The sequence below is a fragment of the Paenibacillus sp. TAB_01 genome (assembly GCF_043945595.1).
GTDB lineage: Bacteria > Bacillota > Bacilli > Paenibacillales > NBRC-103111 > Paenibacillus_S.
This window is the reverse complement of sequence record NZ_JBIFNP010000001.1, coordinates 3538004-3564796: the sequence shown is the minus strand read 5'-3', so window position 1 is coordinate 3564796 and position 26793 is coordinate 3538004. Positions and strand designations below refer to the sequence as shown.

Annotated in this window: 30 protein-coding genes and 2 pseudogenes; 22 read left to right on the top strand and 10 right to left on the bottom strand. The window is 54.0% G+C overall.

All coding sequences use genetic code 11. From position 1 onward, the window contains the following. Positions 1-5: 5 nt before the first annotated feature. The 5 genes from ACHHV8_RS17200 to ACHHV8_RS17180 all read left to right on the top strand — a co-directional run bounded on the left by ACHHV8_RS17200 (position 6) and on the right by ACHHV8_RS17180 (position 3362). Positions 6-656 (top strand): amino acid ABC transporter permease, encoded by a 651-nt coding sequence (locus tag ACHHV8_RS17200; protein WP_395159967.1) that lies wholly within the window; start codon positions 6-8, stop codon positions 654-656. A 241-nt stretch (positions 657-897) separates the two neighbouring features. Beyond that, entirely contained in the window at positions 898-2190 is a 1293-nt protein-coding gene (locus ACHHV8_RS17195) for an ATP-binding protein (protein WP_395163541.1), read from the top strand. After that, complete coding sequence (locus ACHHV8_RS17190) at positions 2187-2660, top strand: response regulator (RefSeq protein ID WP_395159965.1); 474 nt, start codon at positions 2187-2189, stop codon at positions 2658-2660. The genes ACHHV8_RS17195 and ACHHV8_RS17190 overlap by 4 nt, the downstream gene beginning before the upstream one ends. Beyond that, on the top strand, positions 2660-3091 hold the full coding sequence (locus ACHHV8_RS17185; protein WP_395159963.1) for a DNA-binding domain-containing protein: 432 nt from the start codon (positions 2660-2662) through the stop codon (positions 3089-3091). The genes ACHHV8_RS17190 and ACHHV8_RS17185 overlap by 1 nt, the downstream gene beginning before the upstream one ends. Before the next feature lie 16 nt (positions 3092-3107). Beyond that, positions 3108-3362 (top strand): hypothetical protein, encoded by a 255-nt coding sequence (locus ACHHV8_RS17180; protein WP_395159961.1) that lies wholly within the window; start codon positions 3108-3110, stop codon positions 3360-3362. A 98-nt stretch (positions 3363-3460) separates the two neighbouring features. Here the strand turns inward: ACHHV8_RS17180 and ACHHV8_RS17175 are convergent, their stop codons facing one another. The 3 genes from ACHHV8_RS17175 to ACHHV8_RS17165 all read right to left on the bottom strand — a co-directional run bounded on the left by ACHHV8_RS17175 (position 3461) and on the right by ACHHV8_RS17165 (position 4962). Beyond that, on the bottom strand, positions 3461-3991 hold the full coding sequence (locus tag ACHHV8_RS17175; protein WP_395159959.1) for an SRPBCC family protein: 531 nt from the start codon (positions 3989-3991) through the stop codon (positions 3461-3463). Positions 3992-4057: 66 nt separating this feature from the next. Then, entirely contained in the window at positions 4058-4411 is a 354-nt protein-coding gene (locus ACHHV8_RS17170; protein WP_395159957.1) for an ArsR/SmtB family transcription factor, read from the bottom strand. Between the two features lie 68 nt (positions 4412-4479). Further along, positions 4480-4962 (bottom strand): GyrI-like domain-containing protein, encoded by a 483-nt coding sequence (locus ACHHV8_RS17165; protein ID WP_395159955.1) that lies wholly within the window; start codon positions 4960-4962, stop codon positions 4480-4482. A gap of 313 nt (positions 4963-5275) precedes the next feature. On the opposite strand from ACHHV8_RS17165, the gene ACHHV8_RS17160 reads away from it, so the two are divergent. From ACHHV8_RS17160 to ACHHV8_RS17130, 7 genes are all read left to right on the top strand, one after another. Beyond that, positions 5276-5551: a DUF2277 domain-containing protein gene (locus ACHHV8_RS17160; protein WP_395159953.1), complete on the top strand. Its 276-nt coding sequence runs from the start codon at positions 5276-5278 to the stop codon at positions 5549-5551. Between the two features lie 164 nt (positions 5552-5715). Beyond that, positions 5716-6603: a helix-turn-helix transcriptional regulator gene (locus ACHHV8_RS17155; protein WP_395159951.1), complete on the top strand. Its 888-nt coding sequence runs from the start codon at positions 5716-5718 to the stop codon at positions 6601-6603. Between the two features lie 122 nt (positions 6604-6725). After that, complete coding sequence (locus ACHHV8_RS17150; protein ID WP_395159949.1) at positions 6726-6860, top strand: hypothetical protein; 135 nt, start codon at positions 6726-6728, stop codon at positions 6858-6860. Positions 6861-7123: 263 nt separating this feature from the next. Next, a complete protein-coding gene (locus ACHHV8_RS17145) occupies positions 7124-7705 on the top strand; it encodes a TetR/AcrR family transcriptional regulator (protein WP_395163540.1) in 582 nt (193 codons plus the stop codon). A gap of 52 nt (positions 7706-7757) precedes the next feature. Continuing rightward, the gene (locus ACHHV8_RS17140; protein WP_395159947.1) at positions 7758-8732 is read left to right on the top strand and encodes an aldo/keto reductase; all 975 of its coding nucleotides are present in this window, start codon (positions 7758-7760) and stop codon (positions 8730-8732) included. 122 nt (positions 8733-8854) lie between these two features. Next, entirely contained in the window at positions 8855-9826 is a 972-nt protein-coding gene (locus ACHHV8_RS17135; RefSeq protein ID WP_395159945.1) for an MFS transporter, read from the top strand. Next, positions 9708-10034, top strand: a complete 327-nt coding sequence (locus tag ACHHV8_RS17130) for an MFS transporter (RefSeq protein ID WP_395159943.1) — start codon at positions 9708-9710, stop codon at positions 10032-10034. Before ACHHV8_RS17135 ends, ACHHV8_RS17130 begins: the two co-directional genes overlap by 119 nt. Before the next feature lie 92 nt (positions 10035-10126). Here the strand turns inward: ACHHV8_RS17130 and ACHHV8_RS17125 are convergent, their stop codons facing one another. After that, positions 10127-11029: a LysR family transcriptional regulator gene (locus ACHHV8_RS17125; protein ID WP_395159941.1), complete on the bottom strand. Its 903-nt coding sequence runs from the start codon at positions 11027-11029 to the stop codon at positions 10127-10129. Between the two features lie 116 nt (positions 11030-11145). Here ACHHV8_RS17125 and ACHHV8_RS17120 point away from each other — a divergent pair, with 116 nt between their 5' ends. From ACHHV8_RS17120 to ACHHV8_RS17105, 4 genes are all read left to right on the top strand, one after another. Continuing rightward, complete coding sequence (locus ACHHV8_RS17120) at positions 11146-12405, top strand: YbfB/YjiJ family MFS transporter (RefSeq protein WP_395159939.1); 1260 nt, start codon at positions 11146-11148, stop codon at positions 12403-12405. Positions 12406-12479: 74 nt separating this feature from the next. Beyond that, positions 12480-13352, top strand: a complete 873-nt coding sequence (locus tag ACHHV8_RS17115; RefSeq protein WP_395159937.1) for an alpha/beta fold hydrolase — start codon at positions 12480-12482, stop codon at positions 13350-13352. Between the two features lie 143 nt (positions 13353-13495). Then, a complete protein-coding gene (locus tag ACHHV8_RS17110; RefSeq protein ID WP_395159935.1) occupies positions 13496-14113 on the top strand; it encodes a DNA-3-methyladenine glycosylase family protein in 618 nt (205 codons plus the stop codon). A gap of 37 nt (positions 14114-14150) precedes the next feature. Beyond that, complete coding sequence (locus ACHHV8_RS17105; RefSeq protein ID WP_395159933.1) at positions 14151-14843, top strand: DNA alkylation repair protein; 693 nt, start codon at positions 14151-14153, stop codon at positions 14841-14843. 196 nt (positions 14844-15039) lie between these two features. On the opposite strand, the gene ACHHV8_RS17100 is transcribed toward ACHHV8_RS17105, so the two are convergent. From ACHHV8_RS17100 to ACHHV8_RS17090, 3 genes are all read right to left on the bottom strand, one after another. Further along, positions 15040-15858 carry an SPL family radical SAM protein gene (locus tag ACHHV8_RS17100; RefSeq protein ID WP_395159931.1) on the bottom strand — a complete coding sequence of 273 codons (819 nt, stop codon included), beginning with the start codon at positions 15856-15858 and terminating at the stop codon, positions 15040-15042. Between the two features lie 207 nt (positions 15859-16065). Next, positions 16066-17847, bottom strand: a complete 1782-nt coding sequence (locus ACHHV8_RS17095) for a HAMP domain-containing sensor histidine kinase (protein ID WP_395159929.1) — start codon at positions 17845-17847, stop codon at positions 16066-16068. Next, positions 17844-18578, bottom strand: coding sequence for a response regulator transcription factor (locus tag ACHHV8_RS17090; protein ID WP_395159927.1), 735 nt, complete (start codon positions 18576-18578; stop codon positions 17844-17846). The genes ACHHV8_RS17095 and ACHHV8_RS17090 overlap by 4 nt, the downstream gene beginning before the upstream one ends. 257 nt (positions 18579-18835) lie before the next feature. Here ACHHV8_RS17090 and ACHHV8_RS17085 point away from each other — a divergent pair. Both ACHHV8_RS17085 and ACHHV8_RS17080 read left to right on the top strand, forming a co-directional pair. Next, a pseudogene (locus tag ACHHV8_RS17085) lies at positions 18836-18949 on the top strand (heavy metal-binding domain-containing protein); the annotation flags it as partial. 696 nt (positions 18950-19645) lie between these two features. Further along, positions 19646-20035, top strand: coding sequence for a CPBP family intramembrane glutamic endopeptidase (locus tag ACHHV8_RS17080; RefSeq protein WP_395159925.1), 390 nt, complete (start codon positions 19646-19648; stop codon positions 20033-20035). Positions 20036-20270: 235 nt separating this feature from the next. Here ACHHV8_RS17080 and ACHHV8_RS17075 read toward each other — a convergent pair whose 3' ends face one another. The 3 genes and pseudogenes from ACHHV8_RS17075 to ACHHV8_RS17065 form a co-directional block, all read right to left on the bottom strand. Further along, on the bottom strand, positions 20271-20831 hold the full coding sequence (locus ACHHV8_RS17075; RefSeq protein ID WP_395159923.1) for a methylated-DNA--[protein]-cysteine S-methyltransferase: 561 nt from the start codon (positions 20829-20831) through the stop codon (positions 20271-20273). A 1-nt stretch (position 20832) separates the two neighbouring features. After that, a pseudogene (locus ACHHV8_RS17070) lies at positions 20833-21472 on the bottom strand (bifunctional transcriptional activator/DNA repair enzyme AdaA). Between the two features lie 132 nt (positions 21473-21604). Next, on the bottom strand, positions 21605-21991 hold the full coding sequence (locus tag ACHHV8_RS17065; protein ID WP_395159921.1) for a DoxX family protein: 387 nt from the start codon (positions 21989-21991) through the stop codon (positions 21605-21607). Between the two features lie 507 nt (positions 21992-22498). Here ACHHV8_RS17065 and ACHHV8_RS17060 point away from each other — a divergent pair. From ACHHV8_RS17060 to ACHHV8_RS17045, 4 genes are all read left to right on the top strand, one after another. Next, positions 22499-24043, top strand: a complete 1545-nt coding sequence (locus ACHHV8_RS17060) for an NAD(P)H-hydrate dehydratase (RefSeq protein ID WP_395159919.1) — start codon at positions 22499-22501, stop codon at positions 24041-24043. Positions 24044-24119: 76 nt separating this feature from the next. Beyond that, positions 24120-24590 carry a low molecular weight protein-tyrosine-phosphatase gene (locus tag ACHHV8_RS17055; RefSeq protein ID WP_395159917.1) on the top strand — a complete coding sequence of 157 codons (471 nt, stop codon included), beginning with the start codon at positions 24120-24122 and terminating at the stop codon, positions 24588-24590. Positions 24591-25016: 426 nt separating this feature from the next. After that, a complete protein-coding gene (locus ACHHV8_RS17050) occupies positions 25017-25889 on the top strand; it encodes a response regulator transcription factor (RefSeq protein WP_395159915.1) in 873 nt (290 codons plus the stop codon). 106 nt (positions 25890-25995) lie between these two features. Continuing rightward, positions 25996-26712: an alpha/beta hydrolase family protein gene (locus ACHHV8_RS17045; protein ID WP_395159913.1), complete on the top strand. Its 717-nt coding sequence runs from the start codon at positions 25996-25998 to the stop codon at positions 26710-26712. The last annotated feature ends 81 nt before the right edge of the window (positions 26713-26793 follow it).

Sequence of the window (26793 nt, the reverse complement as noted above, 5' to 3'; positions counted from 1 at the left end):
AACGGATGGATGTAGCCAACGCCTTTTCAGGCCACAATATCCTATTTATATTGGAAGGCTTTGTTGTAACGCTGCGGGTTGCGTTTATTGCCATCGTGCTCAGCTTCATCATCGGCTGTCTGGTGGGTACGATCCGATATACCCGGCTGCCGGTGGCGGCGCCGATACTGGCGGTGATCGTCGAGCTGGTGCGCAACCTGCCGCTGCTGCTCATCATTTTCTTTACCCGGTTTGCGCTGCCGGATATCGGTATCAAGCTCGGCGTAGAGAACTCGGCTATCGTCGGTCTCGCTATATTCGAAGCGGCTATGATTTCGGAGATTGTCCGCAGCGGGCTGAACTCAATCGATAAGGGACAGATCGAAGCTGCACGGTCTTCAGGCTTGAACTACACACAAACGCTGTGGCACATTGTACTGCCGCAGGGGTTGCGCCGTATGATGCCTCCGATGGTAAGCCAGTTTATTTCGCTGCTGAAGGATACGTCGCTGGCGATTGTCATTTCATTGCCTGATCTGATGCACAATTCGAAAATTGTAATCGGGCAGAGCTATAATTACACGCTGCCGATTCTTGCTTTCGTTGCCCTGCTGTATTTTGCCGTTAATTATGCGCTGTCAATGGCGGCCAAGCGTCTCGAGAGCAGAATGATTTAAGCTTCTCCGTTACTTATGAACAACCAGCAGGCAAAGGCTTATCTTCTTAGAAATCGTGAGAAGGTCGGCTTTTCACCGCTTCCGCTTATTTAACAGGCTTCAAGGTAAATATAGGATGAACGTGTCAAGGAAGTTAACATTTTGTCAAAAGTCCGGTAAAATAAGATGACGGCCGGATCCATGGCCGGCTGCGCATGCGCGAAAGCTTGGGCTCGGTTGGGGGGATCATACGTTGGAACGGATGCAGCACCGAATGAAAAGCGAAGGCATGCAGATGACGATCGTAGCGCTGATCGTTGCCGTAGCGGGAGAATTTAAAGTTACGCCCTTCAGCGGAGAGTTATTTCGTATAGGGCTCGGAAGCAGCGCATTTTTACTATGCTTATTATTCATGCGCCATTTGCCTTATATCAAAACGGGCATCATTGTCGGAGTAACCGTCCTAATATTTCGTTCTTTGGAGGATATTGCATCGGCGGATCATTTAATTCTGCTGGAATGTGTGCGCAAGCATTTCAGCGCCATGCTGTATTACATTGTGTTTTCGGCAGGGATGAGCCGGTTTCAGCGGAAAATACACGAGCAGCACCCGCTCATTCTCGGAGCCTGCTGCTCCGCGGTCGATTTTCTCTCGAATGAGATGGAGCTGATCGCTCGCAGCACGCTCTACCATCTGCCCTATATTCAGCCGGCACAGTGGCTGTTAATATCGGTGACCGCGATTGTCCGGTGCTACTTTACAATCGGCTTATACAGCAGTATAACCGTCAATCAGATGCGGACCCTGCACATGGAGCAGCAGAAGCGGATGGAGCAGATGCTGAAGATCGGCAGCGGGTTGTACGGCGAAGTTTTTTATTTGAAGAAATCGATGGAAACGATTGAACAAATTACGGCCAAGAGCTACGATTTGTACTGCAGGCTGAACGAATCGCCGGGCCATAAAGCGTTCAGCCGGTCCATTCTGGAAATAACGCAGCAGATCCATGAAGTGAAAAAGGATTCGCAGCGTATTCTCGCAGGGCTATTAAAGCTGTCCGACAGGGAAACCGCTTCCGCGATGACGTTGAGCGAGATCGTTCATTTCGTTCTGCAATCGAACCGGGAATACAGCGAGATGCTGCACAAGGTTACTCGTATGGAAGGCGAGGTAAAATCGGACTATTCGACCCGGCATTACATTCCGCTGCTGACGGTGCTGAATAATCTGGCTGCGAATGCCGTGGAAGCGGTAGAAGGCGAAGGGACGGTACGCATTCAGGTAGAGGAGCTTCAAGGGGAGACGGTGTTTACGGTTTCCGATACAGGCGGCGGGATTCTGGAGCAGGATCGGGAGATGGTGTTCGAGCCCGGCTTTACGACCAAGTACAGCCAGGAAGGAATGGCGGCGACAGGCATCGGGCTGTCTCATGTGAGAGATATTGTCCGTTCCTTCGGCGGCGCCATCGAGCTGAAGCCGCGCGGGACGCCGGCTGCTACGACGTTTGTCGTAACGCTGCCTACGAAAGCTTTACAACAAGGAGGGACGGAATGATGCTTTCCTATTGCATTGTGGATGATGATGCAGTCAGCAGACGGATGCTGCAATCGATTATTGAGAAAGGCGGCTTGGGCGAAGTGGTTGCCACGGCCGGTAACGGGCTCGAAGGGACTCGAGCCGTGCTGGATGCCGGGCCGGACGTCGTGCTGATCGATCTGCTTATGCCCGACCAGGACGGGATTGAGACGATTATCCGGTTGAAGCAGGAAGGGTTTTCGGGCAAATATGTGATGATCTCCCAGATCGAAAATAAAGAAATGATCGGTAAAGCGTACCAGGCCGGCATCGAATATTATATTCAAAAGCCGATCAACAAAATTGAAGTCGAAGCCGTGCTTTCCAAAGTAGGCGAGCATTGGCAGATCGGCCGTTACCTTCAGGAAATCAAGGCGTCTCTCGCCAAGCTGGATGTGCTGAGCCGGGATGCCGTGCTGTGCGCAAGAGGCCGAACACGAGGGAGTTAGTGCAGCCGATCCTGATGGATTTAGGCGTGATCGGAGATGCGGGAAGCCGGGACATTATTGAAATCATTGACCACTTGCTTCAGCATCATAAGGGGGAGACGATTCCGTCCTTGAAGGATTTGTATGAAGCGGCGGCACGGGTCGATAAGCCGGGTGCAGCGGATTTGGAGAAGGAAGGGAAGGCTGTCGAACAGCGGATTCGCCGCACGGTCATGTCCGCTCTGACTCATCTGGCCAATATCGGGCTCACGGATTACGGCAATCCGCGGTTCGAGCATTATGCGCCGCTTTATTTTGACTTTCAGGACGTTCGGCTTAAAATGAAAGAAATCGATGAGAATCGTACGCATGATAAAGGCAAAGTGAATATTAAGAAGTTTCTCCAGGTACTGTATTTGCAGACGCTGGACAAAGTCAGAGGCTCCGGCTGATTCGGGAGGGGATACTATGAAAATTGCATTCAAGAATGAGCAGACAGGCAGGTATGTCAAAGATTTTCGCATGGTTGTCAAGCACGTCTACAAGGTCGATTATACGGATGATTTACAGGAAGCGTTCCTTTACAATAAGCAGGAATACATAACTCCGCAGGCGGCGGAGGAAACGGAATCGAAGATGCAGTTCCAAATCCGCTGGTGCAGGGAAAAGCTGAATCAGCCTCTTGTTCCGTTCGATGTCGTCATCCGGCTGCCCGGTGAATGAACTGGCCGGTATAATGAAAAAGACGCCGCCCAAGCCGGCCGCTTGTCCTTACGGAGCAAAGGGCCGGCTTGGGCGGCGTGCTGCATAGTCCTGCGAGCTTAGGCGTTAGCCAAATATGCCTCCAGCTGATCGAAGGTTCCTCCGAAGCCCTGCTTCATCGATTCGAAGCCTTCGACAAACGCTCTGCGTTCTTCCTCTGATGCCCGAAGCGGGCCTCCGCGTAATGACAGCGTCGTTGTGCCTGCGCTTTCTGTCAGGGTCAGCGTGTTACGCACTTCCAGCGGCCAAATATCGCTGAACGGCGAGCAGATCGTATTGCCCTCGGGATCGGCGAAGGAGTTCACGAAAACGATTTTCTCCGGAGCCGTAATCTCCTCATACACAAATTTCCCCCACATTTTAAAACCGTCGGCAGACTTCATGCTGTAATGAAAGACGCCCCCGGGACGCAGGTCCAGCCGGGCCACATTTAACTCAAAGCCTTTGGGCCCCCACCAATGCGACAAGTGCTCCGCCTGTGTCCAGACCTTGAATACGAGCTCACGTGGCGCATGGAATGTACGCGTAATGACCAGCTCGGCGTTCTTTTCATCCATGGTCATGTGACCTGCTGCTTGCTTTTCAGCCATGTGTTACCTCCAAATGAGAGTGAATGGATGCTTCCTGCAGCTGCAGGCTGAGTCTGTGTTTCAGTATCATTCCTTAGTCTCGGAACGATTCTCTTGGCTCTGCAGCTCGTTGAGATATTCCTCCAGCCGGTCGAACTTCGCTTCCCAGATCCGGCGAAAAGAGTCCAACCAGGTGTCCAGCTCTTGCAGCGGCTGGGTCCGCAGCTTGTAAATCCGCCGATTGGCGTCCTTGTGCATCTCTACAATCCCCGCTTCACTCAGCACACGCAGGTGCTTGGACGCTTGGGGCTGATGAAGACCAAGGCGATCGGCAATTTCCCCGACGGTAAGGGGGCCTTCACGCAAGAGCTCGACGATGTGTAACCGGTTGGGTTCGGCAAGTGCGCTAAAAGTCGAATTCATGTTTTGAATATACCCCATTCAGAATATTCCTGTCAAGGAATATAGATAAGAATTTGAACCGTTTGATGATGCCGTTCCTCGTTCAGCTATGGATTTGAAGTGACCGGTATCCAGACCTCGCATTGGTAGCTCTCGGAGGCCGTATCTCCCGGCGGATATACCTCAAGCTCCGGCGCCGGTGCATGCTTGTACCCTGAAGCGGGGAACCATTCTTGAAAAATACGCTGAAACAGGCTTTGGATCGCCCCGGGTATCGGCCCTTTGCAAGGAAAGACGGCCCAGGCGGATGCGGGAATCGTTGTTGCAACAAAGCCTTCCGTTCCCGCTGCAGAGGAAGTGCGGGCGGCGATCATGTAGGTAAGCTCGCCCGTGTCCGGCTTCATATCGAGACAGACGCCGAGCAAGTCCTGTCCTTCAGCTATCGAGGCGAGCCTGGCAATCGTGCCGTCCTCGCGGGAGGTTTGCCAGAAACGGGGAATTGCCCGCATATGCTCACCCCCTGTGCAGCTTACTTGTATCGTTGTCCCAGCGACGGTAAATGCTTCTTTGTTCTCTATGCAGAAATCCATATCGATCGATGTCTCCCTTCAGAGATAAGTGATAGGGAACGGTATGGCATGGGAAGCCTTAAGCCTATCGGCCGGGTCATCCGAATGCCGGGACGTTTTTTTTCATCCTGGAGGCAGGAACCAAACCGTTTCATCCGTACCGTCTCCTTCTTGATCCTATTGTAGCATGATTTATTCCACTCTGCCTGACCGCCAGAGCAAGAGGGCTAGAAGACGGAGTATACCAGAAAGGTTTTCTTGTCCGCTGGCGCGGGCCGTTGCCGTGTAGTAAGATGAAACCAAATCAAATAAATCAGATCAAAGGAGTCCCGCTATGTGCCGAAGCATAAAAACGCTGTTTAATTTCGAGCCGCCCGCTACCCATGAAGAAATTCAGGCTGCTTCACTGCAATTTGTAAGGAAACTATCCGGTTTTCAAAAGCCTTCTAAAGCCAATGAGGAGGCGTTTGACCGGGCTGTCCTGGAGGTTGCCGAGGCTGCAGAGCGGCTGTTGAATACGCTAGTCACGCAAGCGGAGCCGCGCAGCAGAGAAGTGGAGCTTGAACGCGCGCGAATCCGGTCGGCGCAGCGTTTCGGTACGAACCGGTAAGTCTGCCGTGGCTAAATAACCGTTAAGCCGCTATAATTGATAATGATTATCAATTATAGCGGAGGGGCGGCGAGCTATGCAGGCGTTCCATTTTCGTCAAAATTTCAACCATTTTTTCGACGGACCTCTGCCTGAGCCGGAACGCGGGCAGCAGGCATGAAGAAATGAAGCTGGTTCCGTCGGTCGGAGAAGGCTCGGTGCGCCGCTTGTCTCCGCGCAGCGACCTGGAGGCGGCAGTGAGCGATTTCAAGCTGAATCAGCGCCGGCAAATTCGGATTCACCAAGGCGCTCCGATGGTGGAGCTCAGCTATTGCTTCGAAGGAGCCAGAGAAACGCGGATCGCCGGCGCGGACTACGAGATCGCCGCGGACAGCTGCACACTGCTATTGATGGACCAGGCGGATGCCAATCTTGAGTTCGATGGAGAGCGGACCTTCCATATGCTGGGGATCGGCATCCCGATTGAAACCTTCCATCTGTTTATGGAGGATACACGGGGCAGGCGGCCCGCCGATTTTCACCGCATTCTGGGAGGCGAATCGTTTCGGATATTTCAGCAGAAGACCGATCCCGCCGCCCGTTTATTGCTGCAGCGGATTATGCGCTGCGCTGCCGAGCCGGGCACCAAACGGCTGGAGCTTGAATGCGCGATCCTGGAGCTGTTCGGGCAGGCGTTCCAGCAGCTGCTGTCCGGCCCGCCTCATGCCGCATCGCTGCGGCTGTCCCGCAGCGATGCGGACAAGATCCGGCGCGCCAAAGAGATTCTGGCGGAGCGCATGACCGAGCCGCCTTCCCTGATCGCCCTGTCCAGAATGATCGGGCTGAACGATTACAAGCTGAAAGCTGGCTTCAAGGAGCTGTTCGGCACAACGGTGTTCGGTTACTTAAAGGAGGTACGCTTGGAGACGGCGCTGCGGCTGCTTCAGCAGGGCGGTATAAGCGTACTTGAGGCGGCATGCGCCGTAGGTTACTCGAATCCGAGCTATTTTGCGGCGTCCTTCCGGAAACAATTCGGCGTCAACCCCGGTGAGCTGGTTCGGGGCAGAGTCTGAACCGGCTCGCATATTTTTATTGGCAGAGGCCGCCGTGTGATGTAAATCACTTCCTTTCAAAACGTCCCCCTCTATAATGATGGGTATAGAGGACACTCAACAATTCATGGGGGGATTTGGTGATGATGGTGAAGGAACGGAAGCCTTTCGACGGACTTGGTTATGTCATATTTATTTTCAGTTTGGTTGCGATCTGCCCGCTGGCCTTTTTCTTTATTCAGATTTTGCTTGGAAACGAGCATCCGTTTTACGGATAAGACTTCAGCAGACGAAAAAGCCGATTACCGCTTGCGGGGAGCAAGCTATTTCGCGGAGCCGCCATTGTGCGGCTTTTTTTATTGATTGGACGAAGTAGAGCCAAGCAAAACGTAGATCCGAAAGGGAATGGGTGTGGGGTGGAAGAGCGATAGCGTCCGCGTTTAACCGAACATCGTTCCGCCACTGCGGCAATATTTTTATCTTTTTGGACTAATCGGTCCATAATGGTGTATAATCATGACAAGGAAAGGAGGGGGTCCCAATCGTTAGACCCCGGCAGTTCAACCGCGAGCAGGCCGTTCAGGCGGCCACCCGTATTTTCTGGAACCGTGGGTATGATGGTGCCTCGCTGCCGGAGCTGCTTGCTGCCATGCACCTCAGCCGTTCGAGTCTCTATAACACGTTTGGGGACAAGCAGACCTTGTTCCACCATACGTTGGATTACTATCAGGGGACGATCGGCGCGTTCAAGCGGCAGCCGCTGGTGCAGGAAGGCGAGCCTGCCAAAGAGCGAATCCGGCTATATTTTCACCGTCTGATGGAAGCGGCCTTGTCGGAGGACTGGCCCGGCGGCTGTTATTTTACGAACGCTGCCGCTTCGCTCGAAACCGCCGACGAGGAGACGAAAGCCAAAATCAAGGGAAGCCTGCTCTCGCTGGAGGCTGCTTTCTTGGATGTGCTGATGCAGGGACAGGAGGCCGGAGAGCTTGATCCAAGCCTGAATCTGAAGTATAAATCCTCTATGCTGTTCGGGCTTAGTCAGGGAATGAATGTAGCGGCGCGGGTCTACCGCGATAAAGCCATGCTCGAAGCCATGCTTGAGGGGGCGCAGACCGGATGGTAGCTTACCCCGATTTTTGCGAACCAACAATACATCTTAAAGGAGTGCGATGAACATGCATTATCGTCGTCTTGGAAAAAGCGGACTGGAGGTGTCCGTGCTGGGGCTTGGAACGAATGCGTTCGGGAAACGCGCGGACGAGGCCGCATCGGCCCAAATTATCGGCTATGCGCTGGAACAGGGGATCAATTTTATCGATACCGCCAATATTTACGCCAATACCGAATCGGAGGCTATTATCGGCCGTACTCTGCAGGGGAAGCGTCATGAGGTGGTTCTGGCGACAAAGGCGGGGCTTGTTAGAGGCAGAGGCCCTAACGAGAGCGGTTCTTCCAGGCAGCATCTGCAGCGGGAGCTGGAGGCAAGCCTGAAACGGCTGAAAACCGACTATATTGACTTATACCAGATTCATACTTTCGATCCGAACACTCCGTTAGAGGAAACACTGCGTACGCTCGACGATATGGTGAGTGCGGGAAAAGTCCGCTATATCGGGGCTTCCAATTATTTGGCCTGGGAGCTGATGAAGGCTATGGGGATCAGCCAAGCTCAAGGCTTCTGCCGCTTTCATTCCACTCAAATCAGCTACTCGCTTGCTGACCGTACGCCGGAGCGCGAGCTCGTTGCGATGTGTCTGGATCAAGGAGTCGGGATTATCCCTTATTTTCCGCTCGCCGGCGGGATTCTCAGCGGCAAATATACGCATGACAACAAGGCGCCGCAAAGCTCGCGGGCGCAGACCGACCCCAACTTCGGCGCGTTCATCCACGACGAGGCCATTACGCTGGCACATGAAGTGGGCCGATTGGCTGAGCAATACGGCTATACGTCAAGCGCGCTGTCGCTGGCATGGCTGATGAACCGGCCGGCTGTCTCCACCGTCATCGTCGGTGCTACCCGCACGGAGCAGCTGAAGGAAAATATCAACAGCGCCGCCATCCGGCTGGACGATACGTTAAAAAGCAGTCTGGACGATGTGAGCGCAGGCTTCGTTCACGGGAAGCCGTTCGCGCATTATCGTCTGCCTTAAACGGCGCGTGAGGATTTGCGCAGAAAATCCGTCCAGTGTCAGAAGCGCTCCGTCCAGTGGCGGACGCCGTTTCCTCTATTCGTTACAATGAACCCGGTAACGAAAAAAAGGAGGGAATGGCTTTGAACCGCAAAGCGAAATGCATGATTTTCACAGCTGTCTTCATCGGCTATGTATGTCTGGGCGTGCTGAACCCGCTGGTAGCTCCGTTAATCCGCGAGCTGGGTCTGGCGGAAACCGATGCGGGCTGGATCGTCTCGGCGTCGTCCGTGATGGTGCTGCTCAGCTCTCCTTTATGGGGCATGCTCAGCGACAGGGCGGGGAGAAAACCCGTCATTGTTCTGGGGTTACTGGGCGTAGCGATTAGCTTTCTCATGTTCGGCTTTGCAGCCCGGTGGGGGATGCAAAGAGGGGACGCTGCCCCGGCCTCGCTGTTCTGGCTGCTGCTGGTATCGCGCTTGTTTCTCGGGCTGTCGTTTCCCACGGTCTTATCGGCAAGCCAGGCTTATATCGCGGATATTACCACCGAGCGGGAGCGCGCATCCGGCATGGGCTTTGTGATCGGCCCGGCTATCGGCGCGTTCTTGTCCGGCGTGAGCCTGATTGCGCCGGTATTTTTATGTGCAGCGCTGCCGCTTATCGGCATGCTGTGGATCGCCGTAAGCATGCCGGCGGCCAAGCCGGCCGTATCCGAGCGGCAGGGCATTAAACTGCGGAGGGCCACCGTACCGTTTCTTCTGACGGCGCTCATCCTGATGATGGCCATGGTTCAAATCCAGGTGACGGCCGGGTTCTATTTTCAGGATAAACTTCAATTGTCTCCGGCAGAGACTGCCCAGGCTGTCGGCGCCTGCCTCTCCGTTATCGGCGTCATGATGGCATTGGTGCAGAGATTTGTGGTCCAGGAAGTTTCAGTGGGCCCCCTCCAAGCTGCTTCGCTGGGGGATCCCTTTGTTTCTGGCCGGCCTGCTTATCATGCTGTGCAGCAGTCATTTCGCCCTGTATGCTGCAGCCTTTGCGCTGCTGGGCATGGGAGGCGGGCTGGCGATTTCCGGCTTCACTTCCGGCGCCTCCTTAACCGTGCCGAGGCATGAACAGGGCGCAGCAGCCGGTATGATCGCCGCTTGCATCGGCGTCGGCTCGCTGATCGGCTCGCTGTCCGGCACGTTTCTTTACCGCGTCCGGCCGGAAGCGCCATTCGGGCTTCTTGCACTGCTCCTGCTGCTGCTCACGGTTTATGTGTACACGAGCCGGCAGATTCGCAGGCCGAAGGATGAAACCGCGGCTTCCATCATTTCCTGATGGGGCTATCAGAATGAGAGTGCGGCGGACATCATTCGCGCACCTGAATTCAAGGCAATGAAGAGCCGGCTTTGAAAGCCCGGAATCCCTCTTCATACGGTCGGAAGCGCAGCTTTGGGTTCGCCGATGCCTCTAATGGCGTCCATCAGCAGTAATGCCGCTCTTCCCAGAAAGTCTTTGTCTTTATAAGCGATGCCTATCGTGATAATCGGATTCAAATCGGCAAAAGGTCTGACGACCAAGCCCCCGGCCTGTTCCAGACCGCTGTACATAGGAACGATCCCGACACCGAACGCTGCTTTCACCATTTGTTGAATTACAAAAAAGCTTCCGGCTTCAATGGAAGCGAAAGGGGTTTGCCCGGCCGGGCAAACCGCCTTTTCCCAAAGCTCCCGATAAACACAGGTCGATTCCTTGAGCAGGACAGTCAGCTCGGCGAGATCGTTTACCGAGATGCTGTCCCGATCGGCCAACGGGTGAGTTGCATGTAACAGGACCCCTAATCTTTCCTCGAATAACGGTTCAAACTCCAGAACCAGGTTTGCCGGGGGCGTCGAGCACACGCCGAAATCCAGCTCGCCGGCCCGCACCTTCTCCGCAATCGATCTGCTTCCGCCTACTTCCATACATAATTGCACTTTCGGCCGTGCTTTGCAAAAGCCGGCTATAACGGCCGCCAGCCGCTGGCTTGCGGCGGGCTCAATAGCGGCGAAACGGACGGAGCCGTTATCCCCTGCAGCGATATCGGAGACCGTCTGCCGCAGGGATCCGACGGACTTGAGTAAAGCTGACGCCTCATGATAGAGCCATCGCCCGGCTTCGGTCACTATGACGCGCTTCCCGTCGCGTACGAATAACGAAACGCCTAGATCGGCTTCAAGGCGCTGAATCTGAAGCGTTACCGTCGAAGGAGCATATTGGAGCTCCTCAGCGGCTTTCAGAAAATGACCAAGACGCACGCAAGCCTCGAAGGTTTTTAAAGCTCGAAGATCCATTGCCATCACCTTTGATTTAAGAATTCTGAACGTATTGTTCATATAATTCAATTTTACAAAATATCCCCTGGAATTTAAACTAGGTTCAACAAATAAGTTTAGGGGAAGATGGGGTTATGAGTACAAAATCCGCATTCAACGGCATCACTTTATGGGCGTCGCTTTTATTCGTCGTCATTCTAGGTTTTTCACGGCTTTCCTACGGCCTGTTTTTGCCTGGGATACAGAGGGGGATCGGAGGGAGCTACGGACAGCTGGGCATATTAGGCACCGTTAACTTTATCGGTTACCTGGCCGGGACTCTGTGTCTCTCCCCGCTGCTCTCTCGGTTTCCGGACCGCAAGCATGTTATGAACAGGGTCACATGCTTTTTACTCGGATTGGCTATCCTCGGCTCGGCGTTTAGTCATGATTTCGCCCAGCTCGGATGGTGGCGGTTCGTTATTGGCCTGTTATCGGCCTTTGCCACGGTACTAGTTCTCTCCATCGCAATGGATGCCGTTCGTCCCGCGGAACGAGGAGCGGCTTCGGGGCTCATCTGGCTAGGGGGTTCAGCAGGCATTCTAGTAACAGGCTTATTCGCCCCTGGGATCATAGATCCGTCTCACCTGCAGGGATGGCGGTACGCTTGGGCAGCGATGGGCATATTCGGCATTATTGCCGCGTTCGGATTCGAGCTCGTCACCCAAAAGCGGAGGGCTCCCGAAATACCGTCTTCAGAGGGACCGAAGCCGGAGGATCAAGGGAGCGTGCCGGTGTACCGTCTTCTGTTCAACCCAAGGAAGCTTTTGTTTTTAATGGGTTCTTATTTCTTCTTCGGCTGGGGATACATTATTTATTTCACTTATTTAATTCCGTATCTGGTGAGCAAAGGCATTCCGTCTCTCTACACCGGGCTGATCTGGTCCGGAATCGGATGTGCGGGTCTGTTTAACGGATGGATCGGAGGCAAAGCCATTGACCGGTGGCCGAGCGGTTATACGCTTGCGTTGGGATTAGCCTTCGGGACGATTGGCGTGAGCGGAGTCATCACAGGCAGTATGTTTTTCACGGCATTGGGCGCGGTCGCGGTAGGGCTGGTTTCTTTTATTACCCCGCCGCTGATGATAACCGCGCTTCTCCGGCGGCATGTCCCTCAACGTGCTTATACGGCATGCCTCAGCATAGCTACCGCCTGTTTTGCCTTCGGTCAAATGATCGGTCCCATCGTTGGGGGCATAGGGGTGGAGCGGTACGGCCTGCAATTCGGCGTCGCGTCCAGCGCTATTTTTATGGCGATAGCTGCAGCGTTGGCCGGAATGTACGGACGACAACAGCGAAAGGTGGTGATCCATGAGCTGCCTCTCTATAGCAGAGAAAAAATAGAACGGCTATGACGATAGCCGCCGCTTTTAGCCATGAGCAAAGATTCGAACGAGATGAAAGCTTATATTGATGGGAGAGAAGACAAATGATGAATTCCAGCCATAACGATTCGGCCTCGAGGAAATACTTTCAGAGGAAATACTTTCAATCAGGGGAGCTTCGGCTCTCTTACCTGGATTTTAATGAAGAAAGCGAACATGTGCTTATTATGCTGCACGGGTATATGGCGAATGCAAGGTCATTTGCGGAGCTGGTCTTGCGTTTTAAAGATTGGCGGATTATTTCTCTGGACCAGCGGGGTCACGGTTGGAGCGATCATCCCCCGGGGAAGGAATATGCGAGGGAAGATTACGTAAATGATATCCGGAATCTGATTCAGTCGGAGCTCGGGAGCGGCCCTGTCACGATCTTGGGGCATTCTTTGGGCGGGCTGAATGCTTATCAATTCGCTTCCCGTTATCCGGAAATGGTCAAAGCCGTGATTGTCGAGGATATTGGCGCGGAAATTAACGCCGATTTTTCCTTTGCCGACAAGCTTCCGGCCCGCTCGGCTTCCTTGAAGGCGCTGAGAGAATCGCTTGCAAGCGCGGGCCTTCGGGCCATTGATTATTTTGCCGAAAGCGTGTTTGAGGATGAGCTTGGCTGGGGATTCCGAACGGATCTGCACGGGCTGCAAGTATCCGTCTCCCAATCCAACGGGATATGGTGGGACGACTGGCTAAGTTCGAGCTGCCCGATCCTGCTGATTCACGGCGGGCGGAGCTTCATTCTGGATACGGAGCAGGCGAGACGTATGGAAGCGCGAAGACCCAACACGAAGCTTATCGTGTTCGAACAATGCGGCCACGGTGTCCACGCCGATGATTTGGACGGTTATTTCCGTGCGGTGAACGATTTTGTTAATGAACAGCAAGCGCTGGAGCTGGAGAAACGGGATCATGATTCAAGCGAAATATAAGCAGGGAGAGGATGGATGCTGATATCTTGCTGTTTTATTCGCTGATTCGTTCCATGAGGGCTGATTAAGGTATACTCAATATAGCGGTCCTCGGGCAGCAAGCATTCGAGGGCTTGACCAGCGTATAGAGAGGAGAAAAGCGGTTGGGAGCCTTAACGACCAAGTGGTTCGACTACGGCGAGGATGCGGTCCGTCATTTACAACAGGCCGATCCCGCGCTCGGCGCAGCTATGACCCGCATGGGCAGGGTGGAGAGGACGGTCATTCCCGATCTGTTCGCTGCACTGGTGCACGCGATCGTCGGGCAGCTGATTTCGGCTAAAGCGGCCGATACGGTATGGCGGCGGCTGCAGGAACGATGTAAGGACATTTCGCCGGAACGGGTTGCCGGGCTGTCTGCCGATGAAATCCAGCAGTGCGGGCTGACGATGAAAAAGGCTGTATGCATTCATACGATAGCCCGAATGATTGCCGGGGACGAATTTCGGCTGGATGAGCTCTACGCGCTGCCGGATCGGGAAGTGATCCGGCGCTTAACGATGCTGGATGGCGTCGGGGCATGGACGGCGGAAATGCTGCTGCTCAACAGCATGGAGAGAAGCGACATCGTCAGCTGGGGAGATATGGCGATCCGGCGCGGAATGATGAAATTATACGGCCTGGAGAAGCTGACCAGAGAGCAGTTTGAGCAGTACCGCCTGCGCTATTCGCCGTACGGTTCCGTTGCTTCGATTTATTTGTGGCAAATTTCATTTGAATAAGAGACGGCATTTATTCAGCACGGTGGAGGAGTCAGACATGACGTTAAATGTAAGACAACAATTGATAGCTTTGAGTGATGAAAAATACCGGAAATTTGCAGCTTCGCTGATTCCGAACATCGATAATGTCCTGGGCATACGGCTGCCGGAGCTCCGCAAGCTGGCCAAAGCGATAGCCAAAGGAGATTGGCGCGGCTATCTGGAGCAGGCTGAAAGCGAGTATTTCGAGGAGGTTATGCTGCAAGGGATGGTGCTCGGCTACGCCGACGCCGATCTGGAGGAGCTTCTGGACTATACAGCTCGTTTTGTCCCGAAAATCGATAATTGGTCCGTCTGCGACAGCTTCTGCTCAGGCTTGAAATTCGTTATGAAGAACAGGCGGCGGGTGTGGGAGTTTTTGCAGCCTTATCTTGATTCCGAGCTTGAGTACGAGCTGCGCTTCGGTGCCGTAATACTGCTTAATTTTTATATGGACGAGACGTGGATTGAAGAGGTATTGGAACGGCTGGACGGCATTCGCCACGAGGGATATTACGTGAAAATGGCGGTTGCCTGGGCGCTTTCGGCGGCTTATGTCAGGCTGCCGGAGCGAACGGCCCGCTACTTAGGGGACAATACTTTGGATGATTTCACCTACAACAAAACACTTCAGAAAATAACGGAATCCAACCGTGTGGATCAGGCAGCCAAGCAGAGGATTCGTGCGATGAGAAGAACAGTAAGGCGCTGATGTGCACGGCACTGGTTGCCTGCACTCCGTGTGTCTGCCTTCATCTGTTTGCTCCCACTGACTGCCCATCCGCCCCGACTATCCGCTCCCATTTGTCTACTCCCAGCTGACTGCCTCGGCTATCTATTCCTACCTATATGTCCCCATGGGTCTGCGCCACGGTCTTGTCGTGAGAGTCAGAGATCTTAGACGCAGCTCACGGCTCAAAGCCCTGCTGGCTGACGTAGATTTCTTCCTCATCGAAGTGCTCCTTCAGCCTTTCCACCACCAAGCGGTAAGCATCCGGATGGTACCATGATTCCAGCCCCAGCCGGGCGTATAGAGACTCGATGCCTAACCGCCGGGTCCGTTTGCCGCCGCTGCCGTCCCCCATGAAATAATCGTCTACGCAAATCCGTTGAACTAGCGGGCGCAGCGTTACGCCAAACCGTTCGCTGCTGGGCAGCATCGGCGCCAGTGTCGCCTGCGTCGGAATCCCCGCGTCCGCCAACGCCTCAAGAGCTTTCAGCCTTGCCTGGATCGGGGGAGCCTGCGGTGAAAAATGCTTCCGGATATCTTCCCGGTCGGTTTCAACGGTCATGCTGACACGGATTTTGTCCCCGAATTCCCGGAACAAATCGATATCTCTTCGGACCAGCGGGCTTCGCGTCTGTACAAACAGAAAGTCCGGCGGATCCTGAACCATTGTCTCCAGCAGGGTTCGGGTAATCCGCTCTTTGTGCTCGATGGGCTGGTAAGGATCGGTGCTGGACGACATAAAGAGGGTAACAGGGCCTTTGGCTTTGGCCCGCCGGAATTCCTTGCGGAACGTTTCTGCGGCGTTCTGTTTGACATCAACCCAAGTCCCCCATGCCGCTTGGCGGAACAGGGAGACCGGCATCTGTCTTACATAGCAGTAGGAGCAGGCGAACGCGCACCCGGTATATGGATTTAACGAATGGCTGTATCCTTCCAGAAAGCCGGTTCCTTTATTAAGAATCGACTTCGGGGATTTGTATAAATATTCGATCTGCATCGGATGGCTGTCCTCCGTTTCTTTGCTTCGATTCTTTGCATGGACGAGACATAGATTGAAGGAGGTATTAGAACGGCTGGACGGCATCCGCCACGAACCTTTAAAACCAGAATCTAGTAACTACCGAGCCGCGACTCGACCCGGAGTCTCTGGCGGACGCGCGATGAGCGAAGCGGCATAAGGGTCTTTTTCACGCAGGGCGGACAGCTACCAGACCCGCCTGTTCCGCCTCAAGTCGTTTTTATTACTCAGCAGGGGCAGCAGGATCTCAATTGTCGTGCCCTGCGACACTTGGGATTGTACCTGAATTTCGCCGCCGTACGTCTCCACGATGGTTTTGACAATGCTCATTCCGAGCCCGGAGCCAACCGTCGATTCCTCTGTATTCGTTCCCCGGTAATAGCGCTTGAACAAATTATGCAGCGTTTCCTCGTCCATCCCTTTGCCGTTATCCGCGATACATATGCACGCCTTGTTGTTCACCCTGCTTACAGAGATGGTGATGGTTACGCCAGGCGGGTTATGCTTCACGGCGTTGGACAGCAGGTTGTTCATCATCCTCAGCAGCCAGGTCTCATCTGACTCTACCAGCAAGGGATGCTCATCCCCAACGCAGTGAAACTGATACTCAGACATGGTAGCATCGTTAACATACTTCAGAACGGAGCGCCGCACCAGCTCAACCAAGTCTATCTCCCGAAGCTCCATGGCCGAATCGCCCTCCTTGAGCTGATGAAGCATGGAAAAGTCGGAGATCAGTTCAAGCATATAATCTCCTTTTTCCCGGATCGAAGATCCCATGATCTGCATCTCCTCATGGCTCCACTGCTCAGGCAGGCTCTCCAGCATATACCCATAGCCCTGAATGGTAGCCAGGGGAGTGCGCAGATCGTGGGAAATCCCTGACATCCACTCCACTTGCGCCTTCTCCAGTCGCTCGCGTTCCTTCTCGGTTTGTGCCAATTGATGGGTCATCTGATAGAAAGATTCAATTACTTCCTTATAGAGCTTGTAGCTGGTTCGCAGCGCGCCGTTGCGGCGAAATACCTTGCGCTTGTCCTTGGCGGTCAGTACCTCGTCATACTGCCCCTTGCGCATTCGTTCGAACCAGCCTGCGAACAGAATCAGCGGCTGGCCGTATCGATAGCCATGCCAGATGGAGAGCGGAACCGCCAAGAGCAAGATTAGACCTGAGAACCACACGAGACTGCGTGTTGCCGTATCCATCGCGGGATGCTTCAGTGGACCTCCCCCTGCATGGGGCGTATAGAGAATCCAGGTCATTCCGCTCGATTTGTCCCGCTGGGCGGCAATGTTCGTGTCGTAGTTGTCCGGCGATTGCTGGATCGCCACAATATCCAGCGGACGATACGGCTTATTCGCGTACGCTCCGTCGCCGATGCCTTGTACGGTCTGACCCGCGGGGTTGACCACCTGCAGATAGCTGCCGGTTTCGCGCAGCCGCTGATCCAAGAGGGGAACCGCTGCACTGGGCACGATTCCCTGTTGCCCATAGGCATCGAGAAAGGCTAGGAGGCGCTCAAGCTCAGGGCTATGGTAGCCCAGCATGTACAGATACGTCTCGTTGTAAGCAAAATTCAGCTGAGTGGATACGGCATACGTCCCGAGCGTCCGCGACTCCTGGATATCGAGCAGCTCGGCGATGGAGTAAGCGGACGGCAGCGTATGGCGCGGGGTTGAATTGACGGCGTAGATCACTTTTCCTTCAGCATTCACAACCTGCATCCACATGCCTTTCTCTTCGATGAGCTTGACCCACTTGGGGGAGATCTGAATAGTTCCATCCTTGGTATTAGCTTCTTGAGCGATCAGTTGAAGAGCGCCAAGCGGAAAGTCCTGGCGTACTTCATTATTCTTCGTGTTCTGGAAGTGCACGATGCAGGCAACCAGAGTCAGGGCGAGAATGACCAGGGAATAGAAAATCAATTGATACGCGAAGTGGAATGCCATGCGCTGTTGTATCTTCATTCCTTCTGCGGCTCCTTCACCAGCTTGTAGCCGAGCCCGCGTACGGTAAGCAGCAGCTTCGGGTTGCCGGGATCAAGCTCGATCCGTTCCCGGATGCGCCGGATATGCACCATTACGGTCGAGTCATCGCCCTGTCCATCGATTCCCCAAACCTTGTCGTAAAGCTGTTCTTTGGAAAATACGATTCCGGGATGCTTGCAGAAATGCACCAGCAGCTGGAAGACCTGTGCCGGGCAAGAGACTGGGTTTCCCTCCACGATCAGCTCGCCCTCCGCCTCGTTCACGGTAAAACGTCCGAACCGGTAAACCCCCGGATCGGGCCGTTTCACGTGACTGGATTGGGGAGCTTCCTGCTCCAGACGGCGCAGGCGCGCCTGGATTCTTGCCGCTACCTCCAGGGGATTGAAGGGCTTTGTGATATAATCGTCCCCGCCCATAGCAAAGCCGCGCAGGATATCGAGATCGGAAGCTTTTGCAGTCAGAAATAAAATATACGGATTCCCGTATTCGCGGAGCTTGGCGTTGAGCTCTAGTCCGCTGCCGTCCGGGAGCATAATATCGAGCAGTATGATATCGGGAGCAATGCGTGTCGCCAAGTCGAGCGCTTCAGCACAGGTGGAGGCCGCGTACAGGCGATGAAACCCTTCCCTGCGCAGCACCATTTGCAGCATCGTGACAATGGACGGCTCATCATCAACGATGGCGATTTTAATATCGGATAGACTCCTCATCGTTTTCACCCTTTTCCATAGTAGCATATTCACTTTAACAGAACCTAAACGACAGGGTGCAAATGAAGGTATTGTTTATCAATTGGTTTAGGTTCTGTTTCAGTACTGCAGGTAGGATAGGAAATGAGGAATCTGCCATTAGGGAAACATACAGTAAAATGGAGTTCCCTTCCATAGCTTCCCGCGGCTTCCGACTTCAGAGAGGATGATGCTGCGTTCATAACGGATAAATAGGATATGGGTTCGGGATAACGACACAGCAGGCTTCGCAGATGGGCGGCAATGCCGTTATCGGTGTAGATATTAATTACAAAGTTGTCCGCCAGGACATGCTGATGGTCGCTGTCAGCGGAAGAGCGGTTATTATCTAAGCCGGTCTCAAAACATCGCTGCGATGCAGCACGCAGGTTCGCTGTGTAATAAAATCACTTATGTTCCTGAGTTAACCGCGTGACCTTTTAAGAAAGAATGTTTTATTAAAAAATTGAGGTGATATGATTTATGAAAAAACGAAATGAGCGTGCGCTGCGGGCTGTGCCGGCAGGAATACCGTACCATCGGGTGCTCGCCAATGATCAGCGTCGCATAGGACGTGACCTACTTGCTCTTATACTTCTTATTGGCGGATTGTTTTTCTTTAGTTTGGTGTCTCCTATCATTGGAGGCGTCATCGACACCCACGTCTTTGGACGGGTGAATCCAATGTCCGGCGGTACGGACTTCACTCCCGTATACGTGGCTGGGAATTTTGCCGGGGTTGCCCTGATGATCCCATGGAGCATGCTGATACAGCGCTGGCTTTACGGCGTGAAGGGAGCAACGCTGCACTCGGTACGCTCGGTCTTCCGTCTAGCTGTGTTCGGTCGTGCGATGCTGATTATTATTCCAATTTGGTCGATCTATATGGTCTTCTTCAACTGGTTCTCGTCGTACAACACCACGGAATTCCGGGTCGCCGATTTGCTTGCTATCTTCGCTGTAAGCGTGCTGCTGGCGCCGCTCCAAAGTGCCGGTGAGGAGTATGGCTTCCGGGGGCTGATATTCCGGATTGCCTCCGGTTCAGGTCCATGCGTCCGAGAGCGTCGCTTATCGTCGGCATCGTTGTCTCAAGCGTGCTGTTCGCCCTTGTGCATTCGGCGACCGACCCGTGGTATAACCTGTATTACTTCGTTCTCGGCGTTACCTTTGCTACGATAACCTGGCGAACAGGCGGTCTGGAGAACTCCATTGTTATCCATGCAGTGAACAATACGCTTGCCTACATCTTCGTTATCATCCTGCGCGTCGACTATTTGACTGCCGTCGACCGTTCGGCGGGTATGGGATCGAAGATCATGCTTATGCCTTGTGCGGTGCTTGTGTTTGTCACCATCATTATATGGTTCGGCACTCGCCGCACCGGTCCTGAGCTGACACCTCAGAATATTGCATCCGCCAGGGAAGACACGACGCAATGAGAGAATTGGAAATGATGGCATGAACCAATGGTCTGCGGAATTTTATAAGCAATAAGTGTCAAATCGCCCCTATCTGTCAATGCGGTAGGGGCTAAGCTACGCTTGCAAGACAATGCTATTACAAAGGAACAGGCTGAAAACATTTATAAAAATTGCTGCAAGCGGAGGGAGCTTAGCAAAGCCGTGCTCATCAAGCGATTGCTCCAACGCGGTCCAATCCTGCCCAGCCTGGCGCTCAGTTAGCGGATTGGACATAGGAGAGATTTCCTTCCTTAGTCAAGCAGCCCTGTTCCAGCTTCAGCAGCCGGGCTTTCATGTCCATACCGCCGCGGTAGCCGGTCAGCGCCCCGTTCTTGCCGATGACCCGATGGCAGGGAACCGTAATGAGTACGGGATTGGCACCGATCGCCGTGCCTACGGCGCGAACGGCTGACGGCCTGCTGATTTGCTGCGCGATCTCCGAATAGGTCATCGTCTGCCCGTAAGGAATACGGCAAAGCTCCTGCCATACCGCCAGCTGAAATGGCGTTCCTTGCATATCGAAGAGATGCGTGAAGAGCGTGCGTGAGCCCTGCAGGTATTCGGTCAGCTCCGCCCGATAGGGCAGAAGCTTCTCGTCATCCTGCATCAGCGGGCTGCCCGGGAACCGGGCTTGAGCCCATTTGCTCAACTCCTCCATCGAGTGATTGTTCGAGCCTACAAAGCAAAGCCCTTTGGCCGTCGCTGCCGCATAGAAGCTCCACTGCTCAAAGGCGATATGCGTCCAATAGATCGGCGGTTTCGTTGGATGGTTCATGTTAAGTCACCCCATGTGTGGATTGATAGAGCCGGCGGTAATCTGCAGGTGTGCAGCCCGTTTTCCGTTTGAATAATGTAATGAAATAAGAAGGATTGTGCATTCCGACCGCTTGGCCAACCTCGGAAACCGGCAGCTCGCTTGTTACCAGCTTCCTTTTGGCGGCATCGATGCGGGTCTGCTGGATATAGTCGGCAGGCGTTACGTCCTTGATTCGCTTAAAGGTTCGGTGCAAATGATAAGGGCTGCCATGGCCGATGCCAGCCAGCTTTTCGAGCGTTAAAGGCTCCATATAATGCTTATCGATGTACTCCGTAATCACCGATATCCATTCGTCGTCCGGCAGCCTTTGCCCGCCGGGCCTGCAGCGCTTGCAGGGGCGGAAGCCTGCCGGTCCGCGCCTCGTCGGACGTTGCAAACACGCATGTATTTTCTTTGCGCGGGGGTTTGGATTTGCAGGAAGGCCGGCAAAAAATTCCCGTCGATTTCACGGCATAAAAGAAAACTCCATCCGAAGACGTATCATTGCTTACGATCGCTTGCCACTGCCTGTCATCCGGCTCTTTGGCGCCGGGTGCCGTCTTGTACCGGCCGGATGTGCTGGCAACATCCTCGGATTCGCGGAACAGCTGTTGCCTCATCGGGGCTTCACCTCCATGAACAGTATACCCCGGAAGGTGAACGTATGTACTCATTTTAGAATAAAAGAGCAAGATTACGAAACTATACGAAGCGCAATATTGCTACGGCTAGGAAAAAACGAAAAAATGCATTCAGCCGGCTGAAACGAGCTTCCTGCCCGGCGGGCGCAGCGCCCATGAGGCGATGACCAGAGCAAGAAAGACGAGAGGCTGTGCGGCGACAGCCAGTCCGTCGCCGGAGAAAATGTGAGAAGCGGCGGCTCCCGTCAGGTCGAAGAAAAAACCGGCGTAAGCCCATTCCTTTAAACGGGGGAAACGAGGGATGACAATGGCGATCACGCCGAGCAGCTTCCAGATGCCCAGCACGGTCAGCATGTAGGGCGGGTAGCCGAGATGGCTCAGCTGCTCCGCTTGCTGAACGCCGTGCGTTGTGAACAGAAAGCCGCCGATAACAAAGCTTGCCGGTCCCAAAATTGTCGTGACCCAGTAGGCTATCGTTTTGATTCTTTTGTTGTCCATAAAGATACAGCTCCTGTCTGATTCATTTATCGCTCTATAAGCTTCTTTAGTTTATCATGCGGCCTGAGAAAAAAATTTCTTCTCGATTGCTATTCATTTTCAACAGCTTGTAAAGTGCAACCTCCTGCAAGGTTCTGCGGACAATAGAACGCTTCAATAGAAGTTTTAAATGAAACGTAAAGCTGTACAACTCCATAGCTGACTAAGCAGGAAGAATGCCGCGAAGCCGCACAGCCCCCACGCAGTTTAAAAATACGCCGTTTCTTGCCCGGTACGGGGCGGGAACGGCTGTTTTTTTGCCGGCGCTAAAGCTGGGAGACATTCCCTCACAAGTGGTCTTTCGGTTTGGGGACCGATATAATAAATGGGAGAGATGGATCATCTATTGTGCCATGCTGTTAAGCTGTGCCCATACGCTGAACTGCTTGTGCTTCGCTGGCTGTACGGCTTCAAGCTGCCCATCAAGTTAGCAAGTTAGATCTTCTACTACCGGTCGGGAGGTTAAATATGTATATTGTGACATCTGAGGAAATGCGCCGATTGGATCAAACGGCGATCCGGGATATCGGCATTCCAGCCCTCGTCCTAATGGAGAATGCAGGACGAGCCGTGGCCGAGGAGGCCATGGCCATGAGCAGGGAGAGCGTGACCCCAAGGAAACGATGGCTTATTCTTGCAGGCAAAGGCAACAACGGAGCCGATGGGGTCGTGGCGGCAAGGCATTTGGCCGAGGCGGGCTGCGACGTATTCGTGCTATATGCCGACGACCCTGCAGGGTTCACCGGGGAGGCGGCGGTGCAGCGGGATATCGCCTCCCGCTTGGGGCTGCCAAGCGGTGCCTATTCGAGCGGCAGCCCCATTGCCTGGGAGCGCTTCGACGGAGTCATCGAAGCGCTCCTTGGCACCGGCAGCCGTGGCGCGCCCCGAGGCGCATACGCTGCGCTGATCCGCGAGGCGAACGAGAGCGGGCTGCCGATTCTCGCTGTCGACATCCCGAGCGGTCTGGATGCGGACACGGGCGAGACGCACGAGCCCTGCATTAGTGCAGACAGAACCGCCGCTTTGGCTTTCGCCAAGCGTGGGCTTGTCCAGCCGCCGGGAGCCGACGCCGCCGGGACGGTCGTGGTAAAGCCGATCGGCATTCCGGCTATGCTGGCCGAACGGCAGGGCATTCAAACGTATAGGTTGGATGAGGAGACTTTACGTATTCGGCTGGGCGTCGATCCGTCAAGAGAACGGCCTGCCGATTCGCATAAAGGCACGTACGGCCATGTCCTTGTTGCTGCCGGAAGCCACGCGATGAGCGGAGCGGGGCTGTTAAGCGCGCGGGCTGCGCTGCGCGGCGGCTGCGGCCTGGTGACATGGGCCGTGCCCGAACGGCTCGTTGAACCACTCATAGGCCGCTTCCCGGAGGCTATGCTCTCGGGCCTGCCGGATCAAGGCACAGGCGGATGGGGCGGTGTCCGGCCGGAGGAATTAGCCAAGCTTGCCACCGGCAAGGATGCCTTGGTAATCAGGCCCGGCTTGGGCCGATGGGAAGGGGATTCCATCTGGCTTCGCGAGGTGTGGCACGCTGCCGATGAATCGGTTCCGCTGCTCCTGGATGCGGACGCGCTGAACCTAATCGCGGATGCGTCCGACTTTGCTTCATGGCGGCGCCGCAGCAGTCCGCCGGTGCTCACTCCGCATCCGGGCGAGATGGCGCGGCTCTGCGGCAGCTCGATCCGCGAAGTGCAGCGGGACCGCATCGGCGCCGCGCGCAGCTACGCCCTTCGGCACCAGGTTGTCCTGGTGCTCAAGGGCTCCCGCACCGTAGTGGCCGCTCCTTCCGGTAACGTTTACGTTAACGGAAACGGCAACGCCGGGATGGCTACTGCAGGAGCGGGTGATGTGCTCGCAGGGGTCATCGGCAGCCTGCTTGCCCAAGGGTTGTCCGCCGAGCAGGCGGCGGCCTCCGGCGTGTGGCTGCACGGGGCTGCCGGCGACAGGGCGGCTGCGCGCCGCATATCGCCGGCTTCGCTGATTGCCGGCGACATTATCGACGAGTTGTAAGTAAGCAGCCGAACGGAAGAGAAAGAAAGTAAAGCTAGTTGTTTCAATAAACTTCAGCAGCCAGGAGGAAATGCAGATGATTAAAGTGCTGTTCGTTTGCCTCGGCAATATTTGCCGGTCGCCGATGGCCGAAGCGGTTTTCAGGCACAAAGTAAAGGAGGCCGGACTAGCCGGCCAAATAGAGATAGACTCGGCCGCCACCGGCGATTGGCATGCGGGAGAGCCGCCGCATGAAGGCACGCGCCGTATTTTAAAGCAATATGGCATCGATCCGTCAGGCTTGCGGGCCCGGCAGGTGCGAAAAAACGATTTCCACGAATACCGATATATTCTCGCGATGGATGCGAGCAATGCAAGAAATTTGACCGTGCTGGCGCCTGCCGGACATGGGGCCGAAATGAAAAAGCTGCTCGATCTGGTGCCGGGCCGTTTAGGCCAAGACGTACCCGACCCGTACTATACGGGCAATTTTCAAGAAGTATATGAAATGATCGATGAGGCTTGTGACCTACTTCTCGCCTATATTCGGGATGAGGAACAGCTTTAAATAGGATAAAAGGATTAGTTTGTAAAATAAAAACGACGATAAACGACACTTTCTTTCGCTTTCTTCACACTTTTTTCATTTTTCCTTGCCAATTATCGACAAATGTTTAGAAAATGTTCAGTAGCTCTTTTGTAGAATAGGAGTCGGTGGTTTCATCCCGGCTGCCCGAATGCGGCTAATGAGTCAAATGATTTAATTAGTCAGCGTTCGAACAGGAATCCGCAGATTGACCAGGGTATAAGCCTTTTGGGACGGGTAGAGATTCAATGTTATTTAAAAACCGTGGATGCAGCTGTCCGCGGTTTTTTTTAACTCATTTTTACCGCAGCTTCTCCCGCTTGCTCCCGAAGCTCGACCACAGCTTGGATCAGCCGGAAAGAAGTTTACCGATACTATACTATATTAAGAAAGCGGGCGGATAGGAGAATGAAGATCTTATTAGTTGAGAGCAAGAATGTGATTGATGATTTACTTTATTTTTATCTGGAACGAGAAGGATTTACGGTCAATATGGCGCCTAACGCACAAGAGGGGATGGATCGCATTCCGAGCTTTCAGCCGGATGTCATTCTGATGGATATTTATTTGCACGATACGCCCGGCTCGCTCACAAGCCGCAATCTTCTGCATAACGGGAATGTGCCGGTCATTATTTTATCCGCTAACGAGAGCATGGACGTGAAGCTTCGCGCATTGTACGAAGGAGCGGAAGATTACATAACGAAATCGGTCAGCAACAAGGAGCTGAAAGCGAGAATCTGGGTTGTTCTCCGCCGATATAAAAAAGATAGGATGATTACCCCCGTTCCTACATCGATCCGGATGGATTTGAAGAGCAGGGCGGTTTACGTAGAGGATGAAATGATTGAGACCACCTACACGGAATTTGAAATTATGAAGCTGTTTAAAAGCCATCCGAACCAGGTGTTCAGCCGGGATCACATCATCGATTTCATTCAGGGCAGCGGTTCTTTCATCAGCACGCGTTCGGTTGACGTTCATATTATGAATCTCCGGAAAAAGCTTGAGCTGAACCGAGAAATCCTAAATATATCAAGACCGTGTGGGGACTTGGGTACAAGTTTTACGATCCGCGCTACATTGGCTGACCATTTAGCGGTTCCCGATGTCCACGGTCTACAGCGCCCTGCCGGTCATGATCTTCAAGCTCGATGCATTTGCAGCATCGGGCATTTTTTGCTTGCGGAGCCGAAGTTTGACCAAGGCACAGGTCGGAGGAAATGGGAGGGGAGTCGGCTTAAGCTCCCAAGCTTTTGCCGACAGGCATGCATCTGTTGATTTTAATAAGCGCTACACTTTATGATGGGAAGGAAGAGCTGTCAGGTCATCCGAGCATAGAGCTGCTGTGACGACTGACGTTTTAGAGAAGGAGGCCGGCTTCGATTTGAAATTCATTGGCACCAGGATCGCCTTGTTTACTCTGGCCGGCGTCGCCACGGCTCCGGGCTTTATGGACTCGTTCCGGGAAGCGCTCGGGGCCCGGCTGCGAAGTCAGGGCTTCGAGGTAGCGCAGGCGTCCCTGTATCCGTACGGGGACTGGCACCGCAGGCTGCTGCCGCAGATGCTGGAAATCGTTCGGGATATTACCGATATCCATGAGCGGCTGTGGAAATCGGCAGGTGCGCGGTTAATCAAGGAGCACGTTTTCCGCGCGGCGGAGGCCGGTTACACGATTATACTTGCGGGTCATAGCGGCGGCGGCGTGACGGCCGTGCAATTGGCGGGGCAGCTGGCCGAGGCGGGCTATGCGCTGCCGCTTGTCGTCCAGATCGGTTCGCCCAAATGTCCGATCCGGTACGAGCTTAAAGATTCGGTGCTGTTTTTGGCGGCATTGGAAAGGCATAGCGGACGGAGGGACCCGGTAGTCCGGCTCGGCAGCTGGAGCGGCTGGGTACGTTGGAAGAGACAAGTGCCGCTTTGGAAAAAGGATGCGTGGAAGCCCGGGCTTGCCATCGATCTCCATCTCATGGGAGGGCACCCGGATTATTTTCGCTCTTATGCTCCCTATATGAATGAGAAGGGGGAATCCAACCTTGAATTGACGCTTCGCCCGCTGTTATGCTGGCTGGGACGGAAGCTGTCCGGAAGCCCTTTTTCTTGAAGCATTCGGGCGATTCTTCATTTATATACAGGAATGAATGTTTGAACGGTAAGAAGAATATTTATTAAAAAATACAGTCAA